Genomic DNA, 17,487 nt, shown 5'->3' on the forward strand with positions numbered 1-17,487 from the left:
CAACATATGAAAATTACAGAACTATTAAAAAGGGATACAGTTATTATGAATTTGACAGCTTCAAATAAAGAAGCTGTCATAGATGAATTAGTTGAGAAATTAAATGAAGCAAATCGTTTAAATAGTAAAGCCGAATTTAAAGAAGCTATTTTAAAGCGGGAGTCACAAAGTACAACAGGCATTGGTGAAGGGATTGCAATACCACATGCGAAAACAAAAGCTGTTAAGCAACCAGCGATTTGTTTTGGTAGAAGTGTAAGCGGTATCAACTATGAATCGCTTGACGGACAGCCTGCGCTTTTATTCTTTATGATCGCTGCGAGTGAAGGGGCGAATAATACGCATTTAGAAACGTTGTCGCGCCTATCTACATTATTAATGGATGAAGGTTTTCGCAGACAATTATTAGAAGCAAAGGATGGAGAGGAACTTCTTCGTTTATTTGATGAAAAAGAGAATGAAAAAGAAGAAGAAGAGGTTGAAGTTGCAAAACCAGAAGGAAATGAACCGTACGTATTAGCAGTTACCGCTTGCCCAACTGGAATCGCTCACACGTATATGGCTGCGGATAGCTTGAAAGCAAAAGCAGCAGAGCTAGGAATAGCGATTAAAGTTGAAACGAATGGATCAACAGGTATAAAGAACGGTTTAACGAAAGAGGATATTGAAAGAGCAACAACTATTATCGTTGCGGCAGATAAACAAGTAGAAATGAACCGTTTTGCTGGGAAGCATGTCATTCAAGTACCAGTCGCTGATGGAATTAGAAAAACAGAAATACTTCTTAATCGTGCTGTAAAACAAGATGCACCAATCTTTAAAGGAATAAAAGAAGATGGGAAGACAGAAAGTACAGAGAAAGAAAAAGGATTAGGAATTTATAAGCATTTAATGAGCGGTGTAAGTAATATGCTTCCATTCGTTGTTGGTGGCGGGATTTTAATTGCATTAGCATTTTGGGTTGGTGGTATAAAAGCAGAAGGACCATTGGCTGAATTGTTAATGTCTATTGGTGGAGGAAAAACAGGAGCATTTTTATTCCTCGTACCAATTTTAGCCGGATTTATTGCGAGTTCTATTGCTGATCGTCCTGGTTTTATGCCTGGTGTTGTCGGAGGATTTTTAGCGGCACATGCGAATGCTGGATTTTTAGGTGGATTAATTGCTGGTTTCTTAGCCGGATATGTTGTTTTAGGATTAAAAAAATTATTTTCAGGGTTACCAGTACAGTTAGAAGGAATTAAACCTGTTTTGTTATATCCAGTCTTTGGATTATTGATTACAGGAGTTGTTATGCAAAAAGTAGTAATTCCGCCTGTAGTAGCATTGAATGAAATGTTAACAGGATGGTTAAATGGTTTGAACGGTACAAATGCTATATTACTAGGTCTTATTTTAGGTGCGATGATGGCAATTGATATGGGTGGTCCAATTAATAAAGCAGCATTTACATTTGGTATTGCTGCAATAGAAGCACAGAACTTTGGGGTGCACTCAGCGGTTATGGCTGGTGGTATGGTACCGCCGCTTGCAATTGCATTAGCAACTACATTCTTTAAATCGAAGTTTACAGAAGCGGAACGTAAGTCTGGTTTAACAAATTATATTATGGGAGCATCGTTTATTACAGAAGGTGCGATTCCATTTGCAGCTGCAGATCCGGTTCGAGTAATAGTAAGTTGTGTTGTTGGTTCAAGTATTGCAGGTGCATTATCTATGTTATTCCAAATTACATTACCGGCACCGCATGGTGGATTGTTTGTTATCGCGTTAGTAAATAAACCAGTGTTATATATTTTCTCGATATTGATAGGGGCAGTAGTTTCTGCTCTTATGATGGGAATTTGGAAAAAGAAAGTTAAATAATACATGTAAAGGGAGTAGCTCTTATTAGCTGCTCCTTTTTATTACAAAAAAGGAGGTAAATAATTGGAGAATGATGAGTTTTGGTAAAAGATGTAATGAAATATGATTTTTTTGTAACAAAAAAGTAATACTGTAATTTTTTCTGGAAAAAAATTCTGGTGCTTGTATGTGGAAAATATATGAAAACTGTTGGGAATTCTATTGGAAATGGAATTTATTAATATGGAAATGTATGTTACAACTCATTAATCGTATATTACGAATGGTTTGTAATTGTGTGATTTCTAAAAATCTTAAAAATCCGTTGCTATAATAAAAATACGAAAACAAAGCAAATGGAGGCTATTCATGAAAAAATTATTAGGTATAGCAACGGCGGCAGTTTTTGGTCTTGGGATTTTTGCAGGTTCTGCGAAAGCAGAAACGATTGTAACAACAGACGTATTAAATGTTAGAGAAAACCCAACTGTAGAGTCAAAGCTTGTAGGTAAAATGTTAAGTGGAAATAAATTAGATGTTATAAATACAGAAAACGGATGGACAAAAATTAAATTAAATGGTCAAGAAGCGTTTGTAAGTGCTGAATTTACAAAAAGTACATATTATGTAACGGCAGGCGTGTTAAATGTTCGTTCTGGAGCGAATACTGAATCTGAAATTATTGGTAAACTGAATAAAGATGATGTAATTGAAACGACAAATCAAGTTCAAAATGAATGGTTACAATTTGACTATAATGGAAAAACAGGATATGTTCACGTACCATTTTTAACAGGGACGGCACCTGTAATTGAAAAGAAAGAAGTTGTAACGCAAGAAGAAGCACCAGTAAGAGTAAATACGAAGGTTAAAAATAATAAAGTAGTTAAGAGCAAAGAGTCTGTTAAGAATGTAGAATCAAGTAAACCTGTGGCACAAGAGAAGTCAACTACGAAACCAGTTGTGAAATCTACTGAAACAAGTGCACCTGCTGGTGGACGTGAAATAACAGTAGAAGCGACGGCGTATACAGCGCATCCAAGTGAGAATGGTACGTATGGTGGTCGTGTATTAACTGCAATGGGGCATGATTTAACAGCAAATCCAAATATGAAAGTAATTGCCGTTGATCCTAAAGTAATTCCGCTTGGATCAAAAGTGTGGGTAGAAGGATATGGAGAAGCGATTGCTGGAGATACTGGTGGTGCGATTAAAGGGAATCGTATTGATGTATTAGTCGGTTCAGATGGTAGTGCTAATAGCTGGGGGCGCAAATTTGTAAAAGTGAAAGTTATAGAGTAGTGTATATGTATTAATATAAAAGGCGGTTGCTTGAAAGCATGTAAGCAACCGCCTTTTACGGATTATTGAAAAGGATAAATAGTTTTACCTGTAATAATTTTATATGCACTGCAAAATTGATTTTGCATATACTCTGTATTTTTATTTTCTGGATGTAATGTTGTTTCTTGGAGAGTAGAATGAAAAGAACGTAGCAAACAATTTAAGGCGAAGTATAATTCTTCTTGTGAACAATTTTGTTCTTTTGTAGCAGTAGCTAAAATGAGGTCTTTTGTTAAAGATGAAAAATTAATGGTCGATTGTTTCATAGTCAACTCATCCTCTCGAAGGTATTTTTAATCATGTATATGCGGAATTGGACAAACTATGTTCTTTTTTATTTATCCCGCTATTTGCCGGGCAGCCCGATTGGTTCGGGCTAATAATCAGTGTGGGGATGAACAGACCCCCACTGATTAAAGTTTCATTTTATAATTTCATGTACCGCAATGAAAGGACTTGCAATCATACCGTTAAAATTGGTAAGATTGGATATAATCAATAGATGGAGTACATTACATAAAGAGAGTTGAATGATATGGGAGAAGTGCAACGTGAAAAAGTTGCTGTCATCATTGGACCAACTGCTGTTGGGAAGACAAAGTTAAGTATTGATCTTGCCAAAGCGTTAAATGGTGAAATTATAAGTGGAGATTCCATGCAGATTTATCGTACGATGGATATTGGAACTGCAAAGGTGACGAAAGAAGAGATGGACGGAATTCCGCATTATATGGTCGATATAAAAAATCCGGAAGAGTCATTTTCTGTTGCCGAATTTCAAGAACGTGTTCGTGAGCATATTCGAGAGATTACAGAGCGTGATAAATTGCCGATTATCGTTGGTGGAACTGGTCTGTATATACAATCTGTTTTATTCGATTATCAGTTTACGGATGATGCTGGTGATATTAGATACCGAGAACAAATGGAAAAGTTAGCATTAGAACGTGGTGTGGAATATGTACATAAAGAATTACAAAAAGTAGACCCAGAAAGCGCTGAGCGTATTCATGCAAATAATGTACGCCGTGTCATTAGAGCGTTAGAAATTTTCCGCACGACGGGTGAAAAAATGAGTGATCAACTTGAAAAACAAGAAAACGAGTTATTATACGATGTTTCCTTGATTGGCTTGACAATGGATCGAGAAATGCTATACGATCGCATTAACTTACGAGTTGATATAATGATGGAACAAGGTTTATTAGAAGAAGTAGAAGGATTGTATAATAGAGGGATACGAGATTGTCAATCTATTCAAGCGATTGGGTATAAAGAGATATATGATTATTTTGAGGATCGTGTCTCTTTAGAAGAAGCGGTATCACAATTAAAGACGAATTCGCGTCGTTATGCAAAGCGTCAATTAACGTGGTTCCGTAATAAGATGGATGTCACATGGTTTGATGTTACAGACGGTGAAAAAACGTCAGAAATTTTACGATACATAGAAGGAAAGTTACAACTAAAGTCGAATAATAGTAAGTAGAGAAAAAGAGGAGGATTCGACATGAAGCAATCAATCAATATTCAAGATCAGTTTTTAAATCAACTCCGTAAAGAGAATACGTTTGTTACGTTGTACTTATTAAATGGTTTCCAGCTTCGTGGATTAATTAAAGGATTTGATAATTTTACAGTCCTACTGGAAACAGAAGGTAAGCAACAGCTTATTTATAAACATGCAATTTCTACATTTGTACCGCAAAAAAATGTTTCCATTGAATTAGAGTAGTAATGAATTATTGTACATAGCAAAAAAGAGCGAGTTTCTCGCTCTTTTTTTATTTGCCATAAACAATAAATAGCGAAAATTAAGCGATTCTAAATACAGTTAGACGAATGTTAGTGTTTCCTGTTGCAGGGATCGTAATCTCGTTAAGAGTAGATTGGACAGAAATGTTTGCACCAGCTGCTAATGTTTCAATTGTATTAAATGAAAGTGAGTCGCCTATTAAATTTGAAGAGAAGTTATCAGTTGCGGCTGCTCCATTAATTGAAATTCCTACTCCAAGTGGAGCGCATCCTGGCGCAGTTGTAGAAATGGATACGCTAATGACATAAATACCAGCGTTAATAATAGTAACTGTATCTGTGCCGTTGAAAATCATATTGTTTACGTTAATTGCAGTGCTAAAAATAAAATTATTAAATTGCAGTACTGTTTGTTGAATATTGTTTGTTACAACAATTGTTGCTACAGGGAAGCTAGGTCCAGTAGGTCCAGTAGGCCCAGTAGGTCCACCAGAAGGTCCGGTAGCGCCCGTTGGTCCTTGAGGCCCTCGAGATCCGGTAGCGCCAGTAACACCAGTGTTACCTTGAGTGCCTTGAGGCCCAGTGGCACCAGTAGCGCCTGTTGGTCCTTGAGCCCCTCGAGGTCCAGTAGCACCAGTAGCGCCTGTTGGTCCTTGAGCCCCTCGAGGTCCAGCGGCACCGGTAGCGCCCGTGTTGCCTTGAGTGCCTTGAGGCCCAGTGGCGCCAGTAGCGCCCGTGTTACCTTGAGCCCCTCGAGGTCCAGTGGCGCCAGTAGCCCCCGTTGGTCCTTGAATACCTTGGGGTCCAGTAGCGCCCGTGTTGCCTTGAGTGCCTTGAGGCCCAGTGGCGCCAGTAACACCCGTGTTACCTTGAGCCCCTCGAGGTCCGGTGGCCCCAGTAGCGCCCGTGTTACCCTGAGTGCCTTGAGGTCCGGTAGCGCCAGTAACACCAGTGTTACCTTGAGTGCCTTGAGGCCCAGTGGCCCCAGTAGCGCCCGTTGGTCCTTGAGCCCCTCGAGGTCCGGTAGCGCCTGTTGGTCCTTGAGCCCCTCGAGGTCCGGTGGCCCCAGTAGCGCCCGTGTTGCCTTGAGTACCTTGAGGTCCAGTGGCGCCAGTAGCCCCAGTAGTTCCTCGAGGTCCAGTGGCGCCGGTAGCCCCCGTTGGTCCTTGAAGGCCTTGAGGCCCAGTGGCACCAGTAGCCCCCGTGTGACCTTGAGTGCCTTGAGGCCCAGTGGCGCCAGTAACACCCGTGTTACCTTGAGCCCCTCGAGGTCCGGTGGCCCCAGTAGCGCCCGTGTTACCCTGAGTGCCTTGAGGTCCGGTAGCGCCAGTAACACCCGTGTGACCTTGAGCCCCTCGAGGTCCAGTGGCGCCAGTAGCCCCAGTAGTTCCTCGAGGTCCAGTGGCGCCGGTAGCCCCCGTTGGTCCTTGAAGGCCTTGAGGCCCAGTGGCGCCAGTAGCCCCCGTTGGTCCTTGAGCCCCTCGAGGTCCGGTAGCGCCTGTTGGTCCTTGAGCCCCTCGAGGTCCAGTGGCACCGGTAGCCCCCGTTGGTCCTTGAAGGCCTTGAGGCCCAGTGGCGCCAGTAGCCCCCGTTGGTCCTTGAGCCCCTCGAGGCCCAGTGGCACCTGTATTACCTTGAGTACCTTGAGGTCCGGTAGCGCCAGTAACACCCGTGTGACCTTGAGTGCCTTGAGGCCCAGTGGCGCCAGTAGCCCCCGTTGGTCCTTGAGCCCCTCGAGGCCCAGTGGCACCTGTATTACCTTGAGTACCTTGAGGTCCGGTAGCGCCAGTAGCCCCCGTGTGACCTTGAGCCCCTCGAGGTCCAGTGGCGCCGGTAGCCCCCGTTGGTCCTTGAAGGCCTTGAGGCCCAGTGGCACCAGTAGCCCCCGTGTGACCTTGAGCCCCTCGAGGTCCGGTAGCGCCAGTAGCCCCCGTGTGACCTTGAGCCCCTCGAGGTCCAGTGGCGCCGGTAGCCCCCGTTGGTCCTTGAAGGCCTTGAGGCCCAGTGGCACCGGTAGCCCCCGTGTGACCTTGAGCCCCTCGAGGTCCAGTGGCACCTGTATTACCTTGAGCGCCTTGAGGCCCAGTGGCGCCAGTAGCCCCAGTAGTTCCTCGAGGTCCAGTGGCGCCAGTAGCCCCAGTAGTTCCTCGAGGTCCAGTGGCGCCAGTAGCCCCAGTAGTTCCTCGAGGTCCAGTAGCGCCGGTAGCCCCAGTAGTTCCTCGAGGTCCAGTGACGCCAGTAGCCCCCGTAGCACCTGCTGGCCCAGTAGGTCCAGTAGGCCCAGTAGGCCCTTGAATGAATGAAGCAGAATTAACTAGAGCGGTTTGCAATGCTGCTATTAATTTAAGAAGCTCTTGAAGTGTGCAAGGGTCGATTCGGAATAATTTTGTAATGTATAGTAAATAATTAATTAGATTTTGAAGCTCGATAAATACAGCGCTTGCTACGAAGGTTGGATTTTTTAATATAGTTATTAAGTTTTTAATAATAGCTAACCCTTGTGCTTTTAGGGAGGAAGTAGCGTCTAGCGAACAAATAAATTTACTTAGCAGGTTCAATGTATCGATTAGATCTTCAATATTTTGTGGAGATGAATTTGCGAAAAGTTTTGGGATTATTTTTGTTAAATCAATAATGATTGCGCGAAATTTTCTAAGTTGTGCTTTAGTAACTGGGATTGATGGGGTATTTGGAATTCGTCCGGCACTGCTTGGAAAGCATGGGCTGGAGAATTTGTTTTGGTTGTCGTTATAACGAGACATTAAATCTCTCCTTTCTAATGAAAATGTGAACGAAACTCATCATAGTAGATGCAGAAATTAGTTAAATGGTCATAATAAAATCGTTTTTTTTTAGGGGAAAATAGAAAAAACGCCTTATGATAAGGCGTTTTTTTTATTTTCTGCGTATTGATAATATCGTTTTAGTGAAATTTTTGATTTGAATCCAGCTAGTTTTATAATTTCTGACTCCGGAGTTTCTTTTTTTATTAAGTTTAAAATATAGGTGTTACGAAAGTGCTGTCCTGAGATTCCTTTGCGTAAATTAGCTCTAGATACTTCAAGGCGAATCATTTTTTGGATAGCGATTTCTGTTAATCCCTTCGGGGCATCATTTTCGTATACCCATCTGTATGTTCCACGATTAAAATCAAATGCGATAAATAATGGATCATTACTATGATATTTTGGACGAACGGGTTCAGGGATGCTTTTGTAATAAGTATATAGTTGTTTTTTGTCTTCGTTAGTTAATGTAATTGTTCTTTCTACTCCTGCGGTTGCTGGGATGGATAATGTGTTCGTTTCAAAGTGAACGTGATGCATAGTTAATGCTGTAAGTTCCTGTAAGGATAATCCATAGTCAATTAATAAGTTTAAAATAGCGATATTACGATCCATCAATAAGGGGCGCACAGGACGTTGTTTTTCTGAAAGTCCTTCTAATGAAGTGACTATATGTTTTAATCTTTTTTCTTCATCAGATGAAATGAAATCCTCATTGCGAAGTGTGCGATCTGGTTGAATAGAAATTTCCATGTTCTTTAATGGGTTAGGGATGTTTAGAAAGTGATGCATTCTATTTAATACAATAAATACACGGTGCATCGTTTTCTCTGAGTAATGTCGATTCCTTTTTAAGTCGGAAAAGTAATCTTCATAGTCTTTTGTACAAAGTGTAGCCCATATATTACTGGAAGGGAGCTTTTTGTTTCTTTCTAACCAATGTCCGAAATCTTCAATGTCATAAACATAACGTTTAATGGTTGAAGGTTTTCGGCCTTTATTTAATAAAAAAATAGAAAAGGCTTGTATTGTATCATGGAATTCCGTTGTCTCCATAGTCCCACCACCTTCATTATTTCTTATATTATAGCAAACTTTTCTGAAAATAGTCATTTGCAAGGGAGACAGGAATAATAATATTTGGTGAGTGGATAAAATGAGGTGATTGTATGGAACAATCGATGCGAAAGAAAAATAATAATCAAATTAACATTGTGTTAAATCATCGAAAGAAAATTTCTTTACCAGCCACAGAAAATAAAACAGTAATTTCAAGTGAAACTGCTACGAAACATGAGATGCTGCAAAGAATTGAAGAAGAGATGGGGAAGCTCGTTGGGATGGATGATATAAAAAAGATAATAAAAGAAATATATGCTTGGATTTATGTAAATAAAAAAAGACAAGAAATAGGGTTGAAGTCTGAGAAGCAAGTGCTCCATATGTTGTTTAAAGGGAATCCAGGTACAGGGAAGACAACTGTTGCTAGAATGATAGGAAAATTATTGTTTGAGATGAATATTTTATCAAAAGGGCACTTAGTTGAAGCTGAACGTGCGGATCTTGTGGGAGAGTACATCGGTCATACAGCTCAAAAAACAAGAGATTTAATAAAAAAAGCAATGGGAGGTATTTTGTTTATCGATGAGGCGTATTCATTAGCCCGAGGGGGAGAAAAAGATTTCGGGAAAGAAGCAATTGATACGCTTGTAAAACATATGGAAGATAAACAACATGGTTTTGTATTGATTTTAGCCGGATATTCAAGAGAGATGAATCACTTTCTTTCATTAAATCCAGGACTGCAATCCCGTTTTCCGTTTATAATTGAATTTGCGGATTACTCAGTGAATCAGCTGTTAGAAATTGGAAAGAGGATGTATGAAGAGCGTGAATACCAGTTATCGAAAGAGGCTGAATGGAAATTTAGAGATCATTTACATGCTGTAAAGTACTCATCGCAAATTACGTCGTTTAGTAATGGGCGATATGTACGGAATATTGTTGAAAAATCGATTCGTACACAGGCTATGCGGTTGTTGCAAGAGGATACGTATGATAAATATGATTTAATTGGGATATCAAGTAGTGATTTGATGCTTGAAGAGGAGACGCACAGTACGTAAACTGTGCGTCTGTTTTTTTTTTTTTTTTTTGTATAAGTGCTTTTACTATTTTTTTGCTTTGTCTTTATAAGATTTATGGAAACGTTCCATTTTAGCGCTTTTTTCGTGTGCAGAATTAGGATCGTGTCCAATTTGACCTACCGAGCTTTTTTGAGCACCTTTATTCACATGGTTTGTCATTTGTATTCACCTCGCTTTGAGGATTAGTATAAACATTATGTAAAGAAAAACTCGTTAGAAAAGAAAAACCTCTTTACGATCTGTAAAGAGGTTGGATTGCTATTTGTGCATTGAACGCTCGTTTGTGTCGATGCGTCGATGCGGTAAATGCCATTTGTAATGAATAGAAACCATGCGGAAGCAAACAATTAAAATGAATAAGGTGTATAGAGCCCAATCGCTAACAATAATTTGAGCACCGATTAAGAAACCTGCTAGAATCGTCCAAAAAGCATATACTTCAGCTCGAAGAACGAGAGGTTTTCTACGGGCTAAAAGATCGCGGATAATACCGCCGCCAATGCCAGTTAAAACAGCTGCTACGATTGTAGCGCTAATTGGTAAATTTAATTTCTGAGCGTATAATGCCCCTTGTACGGCAAATGCTGATAAGCCGATAGCATCAGTGATATTTTCCCACTTTTTCCAGTGTCTAATTAATTTATTTGGAAAAAGAAAAATAATTGTCATTGATAGAAGCGCGATTTGAAATAACATGTCTTGTTGCCAAAAAGCGATAATCGGATAACCGATTAATAAATTACGAAGGGCACCTCCCCCAAATGCGGTTGCCATTCCTAAAATATACACTCCGAAAATATCATAATCCTCTTCCATTGCAACAATGGCTCCACTTAGTGCGAAAGCAATTGTGCCAATGATGCTAAAAATCTCCCATGCCATGAATTTTCTCCCCCGCTAACTAGATGAAATGTGCTTCCTCTGCTATTATATTAGAAGGTTTAAATTTCGAAAAGGATGAGTGAACATATTTGATGGAAGAAAAAGAAAAAGTCATATTAGTGGGCTGTCAATTGCCGCAAGATGATGATGAAAAGTTTATGCATTCCATGAAAGAGCTTGCATCACTAGCGAAGACTGCACGAGCAGAATTGTTAGTGTCTACAACTCAAAAACGACCGAAGTTTCATCCGGCGACTTATATAGGTAAAGGTAAATTAGAAGAGCTTACAATGTTAACTGAAGAATTAGAACCGGATGTTATCGTATTTAATAACGAATTAACGCCAAGTCAAATTCGGAATTTATCCTCAGTATTAGATGCGAGGGTAATTGATCGAACACAACTCATATTAGATATTTTTGCGCAACGTGCGAAGTCGAGGGAAGGTAAGCTTCAAGTAGAATTAGCTCAGTTGCAATATACAATGCCACGTCTTATGGGGCAAGGATTGTCTTTATCACGTCTTGGTGGTGGTATTGGGACAAGGGGGCCGGGTGAGACGAAACTTGAGACGGATCGTCGTCATATTCGATCACGCATTGATGAAATAAAGAAACAACTTGCAGTTGTTGTGGAACATCGAAAAAGATATCGTGAGAGAAGAAAAGATAATAAAGTATTTCAAGTTTCATTAATAGGATATACGAATGCGGGAAAATCTACACTGTTTAATAGATTGACGGAAGCTGATACATTTGAAGAAAACTTGTTGTTTGCAACGCTAGACCCGACGACAAGAAAGATGCCGTTGCCTTCTGGTTATACAGTATTACTAACTGATACGGTTGGTTTTATACAAGATTTACCTACGTCATTAATTGCTGCTTTTCGTTCGACATTAGAAGAAGCTGGTGAAGCGGATGTTATTTTACATGTAGTTGATTCTGCAGATCCTAATTACGTAGGGCATGAGAAAACAGTAAAACAATTATTGTCGGAACTTGAAATTAATCATATTCCTATTATTACGCTATATAATAAAAAAGATAAATTACATCAAAACTTTATTCCGTTTCCGAAAAATGACTTCTTAATGACTAGTGCTTTTGAAGAAAATGATTTATTACATATAAAAGAAGCGATAGAAACGAAAATGAAAGAAGAAATGAATCGTTATCAAGTGGAAATTCCTCCGAGTGAAGGTAAGTTGTTAACGCTATTAAAGACGGAGACATTATTAACAAAGATGGAGTTTTTGGAAGATAAATTTGTATATGATTGTGCAGGGTATATTTTTGCGTATTCATCGCTTAATGTGCAATTAAAGAGATTTTTAGTGGAAGAAGGAGAAAATAAAAATGTTTGATCGTTTGAAAAATGGAGAAAAAATTGCTCCAATCGTAAAAGAAGTAGAGAGTCAAATTACAGAAGTACATAAACGTGCGGATGAAGTAATTGAAAGTAATCAGTTCCGTGTATTAGAAAGTTTTCGTAAACATAAAATTAGTGATTCGCATTTTATTCCGACGACAGGTTATGGTTATGATGATATTGGTCGTGATACGTTAGAAAAAGTGTATGCGGATGTGTTTGGAGCGGAAGTTGGTCTTGTTCGTCCGCAAATTATTTCAGGCACTCACGCTATTTCTACAGCGTTATTCGGTATTTTACGTCCCGGAGATGAGTTGTTGTACATCACTGGCAAGCCGTATGATACGTTAGAAGAAATCGTTGGTGTACGCGGAAAAGGTGTAGGTTCATTTAAAGAATATAATATTGGTTATAATGCTGTTCCGCTTACAGAAGAGGGGCTTGTTGATTTTGGAGCTGTTGCGGCTGCAATTCATAGTAATACGAAGATGATTGGTATTCAGCGCTCAAAAGGTTATGCTACTCGTCCGTCGTTTACTATTTCTCAAATTAAAGAGATGATAGCGTTTGTTAAAGAAATTAAACCTGATGTTGTTGTGTTTGTAGATAACTGTTATGGCGAGTTTATTGAAGAGCAAGAGCCATGTCATGTTGGTGCAGATTTAATGGCAGGTTCGCTTATTAAAAACCCAGGTGGTGGAATTGTTAAAACTGGTGGTTACATTGTTGGTAAAGAACAGTATGTTGAAGCGTGTGCATATCGTTTAACATCTCCAGGGATAGGTGCGGAAGCAGGGGCATCTTTATACAGTCTCCAAGAAATGTATCAAGGTTTCTTCTTAGCGCCGCATGTAGCGGGACAAGCGCTAAAAGGTGCGATTTTTACAGCTGCATTTTTAGAAAAGTTAGGAATGAATACATCACCAGCGTGGAATGCACCAAGAACGGATTTAATTCAGTCTGTTCAATTTGATGATAAAGATCGTATGATTGCGTTTTGCCAAGCAATTCAATATGCATCTCCGATTAATTCTCACTTCACGCCATATGCCAATTATATGCCGGGTTATGAAGATGATGTAATTATGGCTGCGGGAACGTTTATTCAAGGTGCAAGTATTGAATTGTCAGCTGATGGTCCGATTCGTCCGCCTTATGTTGCCTACGTGCAAGGTGGGTTAACTTATTCGCATGTGAAGATTGCGATTTGTTCTGCAATTGATGCATTAATTGAAAAGGAATTATTAACAATTTCTTAAAGGGAAGCTGTCGATTTCGACAGCTTTTTTTCGTGTAAAAGTAATGATTTGTTTCATTAGAAAAAAGAATGAAAAAATTTCTAAAAAAATCATGTAAGAAAAACTAACATCTATTGACACTAAACATAACATGGTATAAAATGAGAAGCAGTTAAGGCGAAGGAGGAACTGAAACAATGAAAGAAGATAGACGTTCTGCCCCGCTGTTTCCTATTGGTATTGTTATGGATTTAACACAATTGTCTGCACGTCAAATTCGCTACTATGAAGAGCATAATCTTGTTTCTCCAACCCGTACAAAGGGGAATCGTAGATTATTTTCATTTAACGATGTAGATAAGTTGTTAGAGATTAAGGATTTATTAGATCAAGGCTTGAATATGGCTGGTATTAAACAAGTGTTACTAATGAAAGAAACTCAAACAGAAGCAGTGAAAGTAAAAGAAGAAACGAAAGAAATTTCAAAAACTGAGCTTCGCAAAATACTTCGAGACGAACTACAACATACAGGTAGATTTAATCGAACTTCATTGCGACAAGGTGACATTTCAAGGTTTTTTCACTAAAGATAACTGATTCTGAAGGTGTTTAGAGGGACTAAGGAGGAATTTATAATGGCTAGGTACACAAAAGAAGATATTTTCCGTTTGGCGAAAGAAGAGAATGTAAAGTATATCCGTTTACAATTTACGGACCTTTTAGGAGTAATTAAAAACGTAGAAATTCCAGTGAGCCAATTAACAAAAGCTCTTGATAACAAAATGATGTTTGATGGATCTTCTATTGAAGGTTTCGTACGTATTGAAGAATCTGATATGTACTTATATCCAGATTTAGATACTTGGGTAATTTTCCCTTGGACAGCAGAAAAGGGTAAAGTAGCTCGATTAATCTGTGATATTTACAATGCAGATGGCACTCCATTTGAAGGGGATCCACGTAACAACTTAAAACGTGTATTAAAAGAAATGGAAGCTTTAGGATTCTCAGATTTCAATCTTGGACCAGAGCCAGAATTCTTCCTATTTAAAGTAGATGAAAAAGGAAATCCAACATTAGAATTGAACGATAACGGTGGATACTTCGACCTTGCGCCGATGGATCTAGGGGAAAACTGTCGTCGTGATATCGTTCTTGAACTTGAAGAAATGGGCTTTGAAATTGAAGCGTCTCACCATGAGGTTGCTCCAGGGCAGCACGAAATTGACTTCAAATATGCAAATGCAATTCGCTCATGTGATGACATTCAAACATTCAAACTTGTTGTAAAAACAATTGCTCGTAAACACGGTTTACACGCAACATTTATGCCAAAACCATTATACGGTGTGAACGGTTCAGGAATGCATTGTAACTTATCACTATTCAAAAATGGTGAGAACGTATTCTTCGATCAAAACGGTGACTTACAATTAAGTGATGATGCTCGTCACTTCATTGCAGGTATTTTAAAACACGCACCAGCATTTACAGCGGTAGCAAATCCAACTGTAAACTCTTACAAGCGTTTAGTACCTGGATACGAAGCTCCTTGTTACGTAGCATGGTCTGCACAAAATCGTAGCCCATTAGTACGTATCCCTGCATCTCGTGGTATTAGTACACGCGTAGAAGTACGTAGTGTTGACCCAGCTGCAAATCCATATTTAGTAATGGCTACATTATTAGCAGCAGGTCTTGATGGAATTAAAAACAAATTAACTCCACCAGCTGCAGTAGATCGTAACATCTATGTAATGACAAAAGAAGAGCGCGAAGAAGCAGGTATTGTTGACTTACCAGCAACATTAGCGCAAGCATTAGTTACATTACAATCTAATGAAGTAGTATGTGGTGCACTAGGTGACCATTTACTTGAGCACTTCATCGAAGCGAAAGAGATTGAGTGGGATATCTTTAGAACGCAAGTTCACCAATGGGAACGCGATCAATATATGTCTCTATACTAAGAGACTTAAACCCTTGACACATAACGTGTTGAGGGTTTTTTATTTTCCTATTATCGCCCTTTTGTGTGGTTACGAAATGAAAAACAACCACGAAAAATCGCAAAAAAATTTCTACTCTAAAACATTACTCATATACTCTTCAAATTCAGAAATAGAATCTTTATTAAGTTTGTCACTAATATGAGAGTAAATATTGGATATCATTTCGCTACTCTTGTGACCTAATCGTTCTTAAATATATTTTAAGTTTGCCCCTGACTCCAATAATAAGACGGCATGCGTGTGTCTTAGAGAATGAATTTCGAGACTAGGTATGATTTCAAACGGTGTTGTTTGTCGATACTGTCGCGCTTAGTAGCGTGATCAGCTGTCATTCTGAGAAATTCTCCCGAAATTTTCGCTTTCGTTGAATCATACCTGTTTGATATGCAAATTCCTGTAGGTGATGAATAGAAAATTTGTTTTGGAATTCTTAACCTAACATGCGTAGCTCCTCAACTGGTGGGTCATTGTTTATACCCTAATTTCGTTATTTTATTTATTTTTTTAAGTTGATGCCTATGGCCATTAGGTGCCTTCCTTTTAGGTAGATAAGATTTAGTTTTCTAATCTAAAGAAATTTTGTATCAACTCTTTGTGAGTATATCATAATATCTGATTGACTTATTATATATTATTACATATTTTTGACTCCCTCTATTTTCTAATTGATAAAATAAAATTCCAAAATTAGCAAAATTTAAATAAATATTTCTAAAAATCCAAAATATTTACAAAAATTACAAAAGTGATACATTTAAGGTGCAAGTTATAAAAAATATTAAGGGGGAATTTTTATGTTCAAGAAATTAGTAGTTGGAGTATTAACAACGAGTATTGTATTAACAGGAGGAATTGGAGCCGCATCAGCAAGTACAGAAGGTATAGATAATACTAAAAATTCAGCGTCAATTATCCAGCGTACTCAAATACTTAAAGATAATTTCAGTCTGATAAATGGAGAAAGAGAAGTATCATTTGAGCATGTAAAAGAAGCGGATATGAGAGTTCATATGACAAACAATACTAAAGGCACGCTTGATTGGTCTTTAAAAGACTCACAAGGCAATCTTATTGATGAAGGAGCGTTAGCAGCAGGAAAGGGTTTTACAAATACGTACTATAATCTTTCAAAAGGTAAATATAAGCTTAAAGTTACTCACAGAAATGGTGGTTCTGGATCATTTTATGCAGCTGCTCGTACTTTAGACTAATAAAAATAGAACCATCCTAATTGTATTAAAGAAGAACGATCAGGAAGCTTGAGGATTAAGAAGTTTTGTTATAATATCATCGTGCACAAATTCAAAATCACAAAAGGTCTACCTATGGAAAGGAAGTGACCATGAAAGTTAGACAGGTCGTTCACTAGGCAACCTCTAGGGTATGAGTCCGGTATTGTACCGGCTCATACCCTTTAATTTTGCCTTAATTCTTTTATCACTTGATCAGAGTGAATGAGGAATTTATCCGGATCGGTTACAAAATCAAGGGCTTGGTCTAACACTGTTGAAAAAAGGGAATAGGTCGGTCTTGACCCAATTGTATATGTGATAATTTCACCATTAAATAAATTTAACATTGGCGATAGGTATAACTTCTTTGCAAATAACTTAAACTCCGTAATATCCGTAACCCATTTCTCATTTGGTTTTTCAGCTTGGAAGTTGCGATGTGAAATATTCGGCGTAATTTTCTCAACTATCTTTTTGTAAGAGTGACATTTTTTCATACGAACCAGACATTTTAACCCTAATTCTTTCGTAAGATGATAGACTTTTTTAAATAAGAATTTTCTGCTTCAAGACTATTAAAATTTTTTCGATTCCAAACACCACGTTGATCGTCAAATGATTCTCCCTGTTGAGCACGTTTTACCCACACTATAATCTGAGCATTACTCTTTATACCGAGTTGTTCACGAATTTCTCGTAATGATTTTCCATATAAATTCTCTCCCCTGCTTTTCTGTATATCCTGTAATAATGAAACTTCTTTGGTTATCTTTTTTCGAAATAATTACAGTATTTTTTCGGATCTGAATCCCTGTTTGATCCTCTGTCCATAACTCGTCTAATTATAGCATTACCGTTATAATTTAATGGTAAA

The 17,487-nt window shown here is 38.6% G+C and carries 15 protein-coding genes and 3 pseudogenes; 10 read left to right on the forward strand and 8 right to left on the reverse strand.

Annotated elements, in window-relative coordinates; all coding sequences use genetic code 11:
* The first annotated feature begins 6 nt into the window (after positions 1-6).
* Positions 7-1,866 (forward strand): PTS fructose transporter subunit IIABC, encoded by a 1,860-nt coding sequence (locus tag CO726_RS03915; RefSeq protein WP_099683360.1) that lies wholly within the window; start codon positions 7-9, stop codon positions 1,864-1,866.
* 348 nt (positions 1,867-2,214) lie between these two features.
* Positions 2,215-3,147, forward strand: coding sequence for a cell wall-binding protein EntD (gene entD / locus CO726_RS03925; protein ID WP_099683361.1), 933 nt, complete (start codon positions 2,215-2,217; stop codon positions 3,145-3,147).
* Between the two features lie 62 nt (positions 3,148-3,209).
* Here the strand turns inward: entD and CO726_RS03930 are convergent, their stop codons facing one another.
* The gene (locus CO726_RS03930; RefSeq protein ID WP_098079194.1) at positions 3,210-3,455 is read right to left on the reverse strand and encodes a hypothetical protein; all 246 of its coding nucleotides are present in this window, start codon (positions 3,453-3,455) and stop codon (positions 3,210-3,212) included.
* Positions 3,456-3,724: 269 nt separating this feature from the next.
* Here CO726_RS03930 and miaA point away from each other — a divergent pair, with 269 nt between their 5' ends.
* Positions 3,725-4,678 (forward strand): tRNA (adenosine(37)-N6)-dimethylallyltransferase MiaA, encoded by a 954-nt coding sequence (miaA, locus tag CO726_RS03935; RefSeq protein WP_099683362.1) that lies wholly within the window; start codon positions 3,725-3,727, stop codon positions 4,676-4,678.
* 21 nt (positions 4,679-4,699) lie between these two features.
* Complete coding sequence (hfq, locus tag CO726_RS03940) at positions 4,700-4,924, forward strand: RNA chaperone Hfq (RefSeq protein ID WP_000813896.1); 225 nt, start codon at positions 4,700-4,702, stop codon at positions 4,922-4,924.
* A 79-nt stretch (positions 4,925-5,003) separates the two neighbouring features.
* Here the strand turns inward: hfq and CO726_RS03945 are convergent, their stop codons facing one another.
* Entirely contained in the window at positions 5,004-7,706 is a 2,703-nt protein-coding gene (locus CO726_RS03945; RefSeq protein ID WP_099683363.1) for a Gly-Xaa-Xaa repeat protein, read from the reverse strand.
* 114 nt (positions 7,707-7,820) lie between these two features.
* On the reverse strand, positions 7,821-8,786 hold the full coding sequence (locus CO726_RS03950; protein WP_099683364.1) for a tyrosine-type recombinase/integrase: 966 nt from the start codon (positions 8,784-8,786) through the stop codon (positions 7,821-7,823).
* A 113-nt stretch (positions 8,787-8,899) separates the two neighbouring features.
* Between CO726_RS03950 and spoVK the strand changes: the two genes are divergently transcribed.
* A complete protein-coding gene (spoVK, locus tag CO726_RS03955) occupies positions 8,900-9,856 on the forward strand; it encodes a stage V sporulation protein K (protein WP_099683365.1) in 957 nt (318 codons plus the stop codon).
* Between the two features lie 45 nt (positions 9,857-9,901).
* On the opposite strand, the gene CO726_RS32750 is transcribed toward spoVK, so the two are convergent.
* The gene (locus CO726_RS32750) at positions 9,902-10,036 is read right to left on the reverse strand and encodes a hypothetical protein (protein ID WP_281259824.1); all 135 of its coding nucleotides are present in this window, start codon (positions 10,034-10,036) and stop codon (positions 9,902-9,904) included.
* 99 nt (positions 10,037-10,135) lie between these two features.
* Complete coding sequence (locus CO726_RS03960; protein WP_098759994.1) at positions 10,136-10,759, reverse strand: trimeric intracellular cation channel family protein; 624 nt, start codon at positions 10,757-10,759, stop codon at positions 10,136-10,138.
* Between the two features lie 92 nt (positions 10,760-10,851).
* Here CO726_RS03960 and hflX point away from each other — a divergent pair, with 92 nt between their 5' ends.
* The 4 genes from hflX to glnA all read left to right on the forward strand — a co-directional run bounded on the left by hflX (position 10,852) and on the right by glnA (position 15,339).
* Positions 10,852-12,126 (forward strand): GTPase HflX, encoded by a 1,275-nt coding sequence (gene hflX / locus CO726_RS03965; RefSeq protein ID WP_136699349.1) that lies wholly within the window; start codon positions 10,852-10,854, stop codon positions 12,124-12,126.
* The gene (locus CO726_RS03970) at positions 12,119-13,390 is read left to right on the forward strand and encodes a methionine gamma-lyase family protein (RefSeq protein ID WP_099683367.1); all 1,272 of its coding nucleotides are present in this window, start codon (positions 12,119-12,121) and stop codon (positions 13,388-13,390) included. Before hflX ends, CO726_RS03970 begins: the two co-directional genes overlap by 8 nt.
* Before the next feature lie 176 nt (positions 13,391-13,566).
* Complete coding sequence (glnR, locus tag CO726_RS03975; protein WP_099683368.1) at positions 13,567-13,956, forward strand: transcriptional repressor GlnR; 390 nt, start codon at positions 13,567-13,569, stop codon at positions 13,954-13,956.
* A gap of 48 nt (positions 13,957-14,004) precedes the next feature.
* Positions 14,005-15,339, forward strand: a complete 1,335-nt coding sequence (gene glnA / locus CO726_RS03980) for a type I glutamate--ammonia ligase (RefSeq protein ID WP_098759997.1) — start codon at positions 14,005-14,007, stop codon at positions 15,337-15,339.
* Between the two features lie 111 nt (positions 15,340-15,450).
* Here the strand turns inward: glnA and CO726_RS32755 are convergent.
* Positions 15,451-15,654, reverse strand: a pseudogene (locus tag CO726_RS32755) (tyrosine-type recombinase/integrase); the annotation flags it as partial.
* 521 nt (positions 15,655-16,175) lie between these two features.
* Here CO726_RS32755 and CO726_RS03990 point away from each other — a divergent pair.
* Positions 16,176-16,592: a hypothetical protein gene (locus CO726_RS03990; protein WP_099683369.1), complete on the forward strand. Its 417-nt coding sequence runs from the start codon at positions 16,176-16,178 to the stop codon at positions 16,590-16,592.
* A gap of 230 nt (positions 16,593-16,822) precedes the next feature.
* On the opposite strand, the pseudogene CO726_RS03995 reads toward CO726_RS03990, so the two are convergent.
* A pseudogene (locus CO726_RS03995) lies at positions 16,823-17,161 on the reverse strand (DDE-type integrase/transposase/recombinase); the annotation flags it as partial.
* Positions 17,149-17,322 (reverse strand): annotated as a pseudogene (locus tag CO726_RS33105) (IS3-like element ISBth8 family transposase); the annotation flags it as partial. The pseudogenes CO726_RS03995 and CO726_RS33105, both read right to left, overlap by 13 nt.
* Between the last annotated feature and the right edge of the window lie 165 nt (positions 17,323-17,487).

Source organism: Bacillus fungorum (genome assembly GCF_002746455.1).
GTDB classification, from domain to species: Bacteria; Bacillota; Bacilli; order Bacillales; family Bacillaceae_G; genus Bacillus_A; species Bacillus_A fungorum.

Bases quoted from the DNA above. Each gene is read 5' to 3' on its own strand.
- hflX (WP_136699349.1), top strand. From the start codon at position 10,852: ATGGAAGAAAAAGAAAAAGTCATATTAGTGGGCTGTCAATTGCCGCAA.
- CO726_RS03945 (WP_099683363.1), bottom strand. From the start codon at position 7,706: ATGTCTCGTTATAACGACAACCAAAACAAATTCTCCAGCCCATGCTTT.
- CO726_RS03990 (WP_099683369.1), top strand. From the start codon at position 16,176: ATGTTCAAGAAATTAGTAGTTGGAGTATTAACAACGAGTATTGTATTA.
- CO726_RS03970 (WP_099683367.1), top strand. From the start codon at position 12,119: ATGTTTGATCGTTTGAAAAATGGAGAAAAAATTGCTCCAATCGTAAAA.
- CO726_RS03930 (WP_098079194.1), bottom strand. From the start codon at position 3,455: ATGAAACAATCGACCATTAATTTTTCATCTTTAACAAAAGACCTCATT.
- glnA (WP_098759997.1), top strand. From the start codon at position 14,005: ATGGCTAGGTACACAAAAGAAGATATTTTCCGTTTGGCGAAAGAAGAG.
- CO726_RS03960 (WP_098759994.1), bottom strand. From the start codon at position 10,759: ATGGCATGGGAGATTTTTAGCATCATTGGCACAATTGCTTTCGCACTA.
- entD (WP_099683361.1), top strand. From the start codon at position 2,215: ATGAAAAAATTATTAGGTATAGCAACGGCGGCAGTTTTTGGTCTTGGG.
- miaA (WP_099683362.1), top strand. From the start codon at position 3,725: ATGGGAGAAGTGCAACGTGAAAAAGTTGCTGTCATCATTGGACCAACT.
- CO726_RS32750 (WP_281259824.1), bottom strand. From the start codon at position 10,036: ATGACAAACCATGTGAATAAAGGTGCTCAAAAAAGCTCGGTAGGTCAA.
- spoVK (WP_099683365.1), top strand. From the start codon at position 8,900: ATGGAACAATCGATGCGAAAGAAAAATAATAATCAAATTAACATTGTG.
- CO726_RS03950 (WP_099683364.1), bottom strand. From the start codon at position 8,786: ATGGAGACAACGGAATTCCATGATACAATACAAGCCTTTTCTATTTTT.
- hfq (WP_000813896.1), top strand. From the start codon at position 4,700: ATGAAGCAATCAATCAATATTCAAGATCAGTTTTTAAATCAACTCCGT.
- CO726_RS03915 (WP_099683360.1), top strand. From the start codon at position 7: ATGAAAATTACAGAACTATTAAAAAGGGATACAGTTATTATGAATTTG.
- glnR (WP_099683368.1), top strand. From the start codon at position 13,567: ATGAAAGAAGATAGACGTTCTGCCCCGCTGTTTCCTATTGGTATTGTT.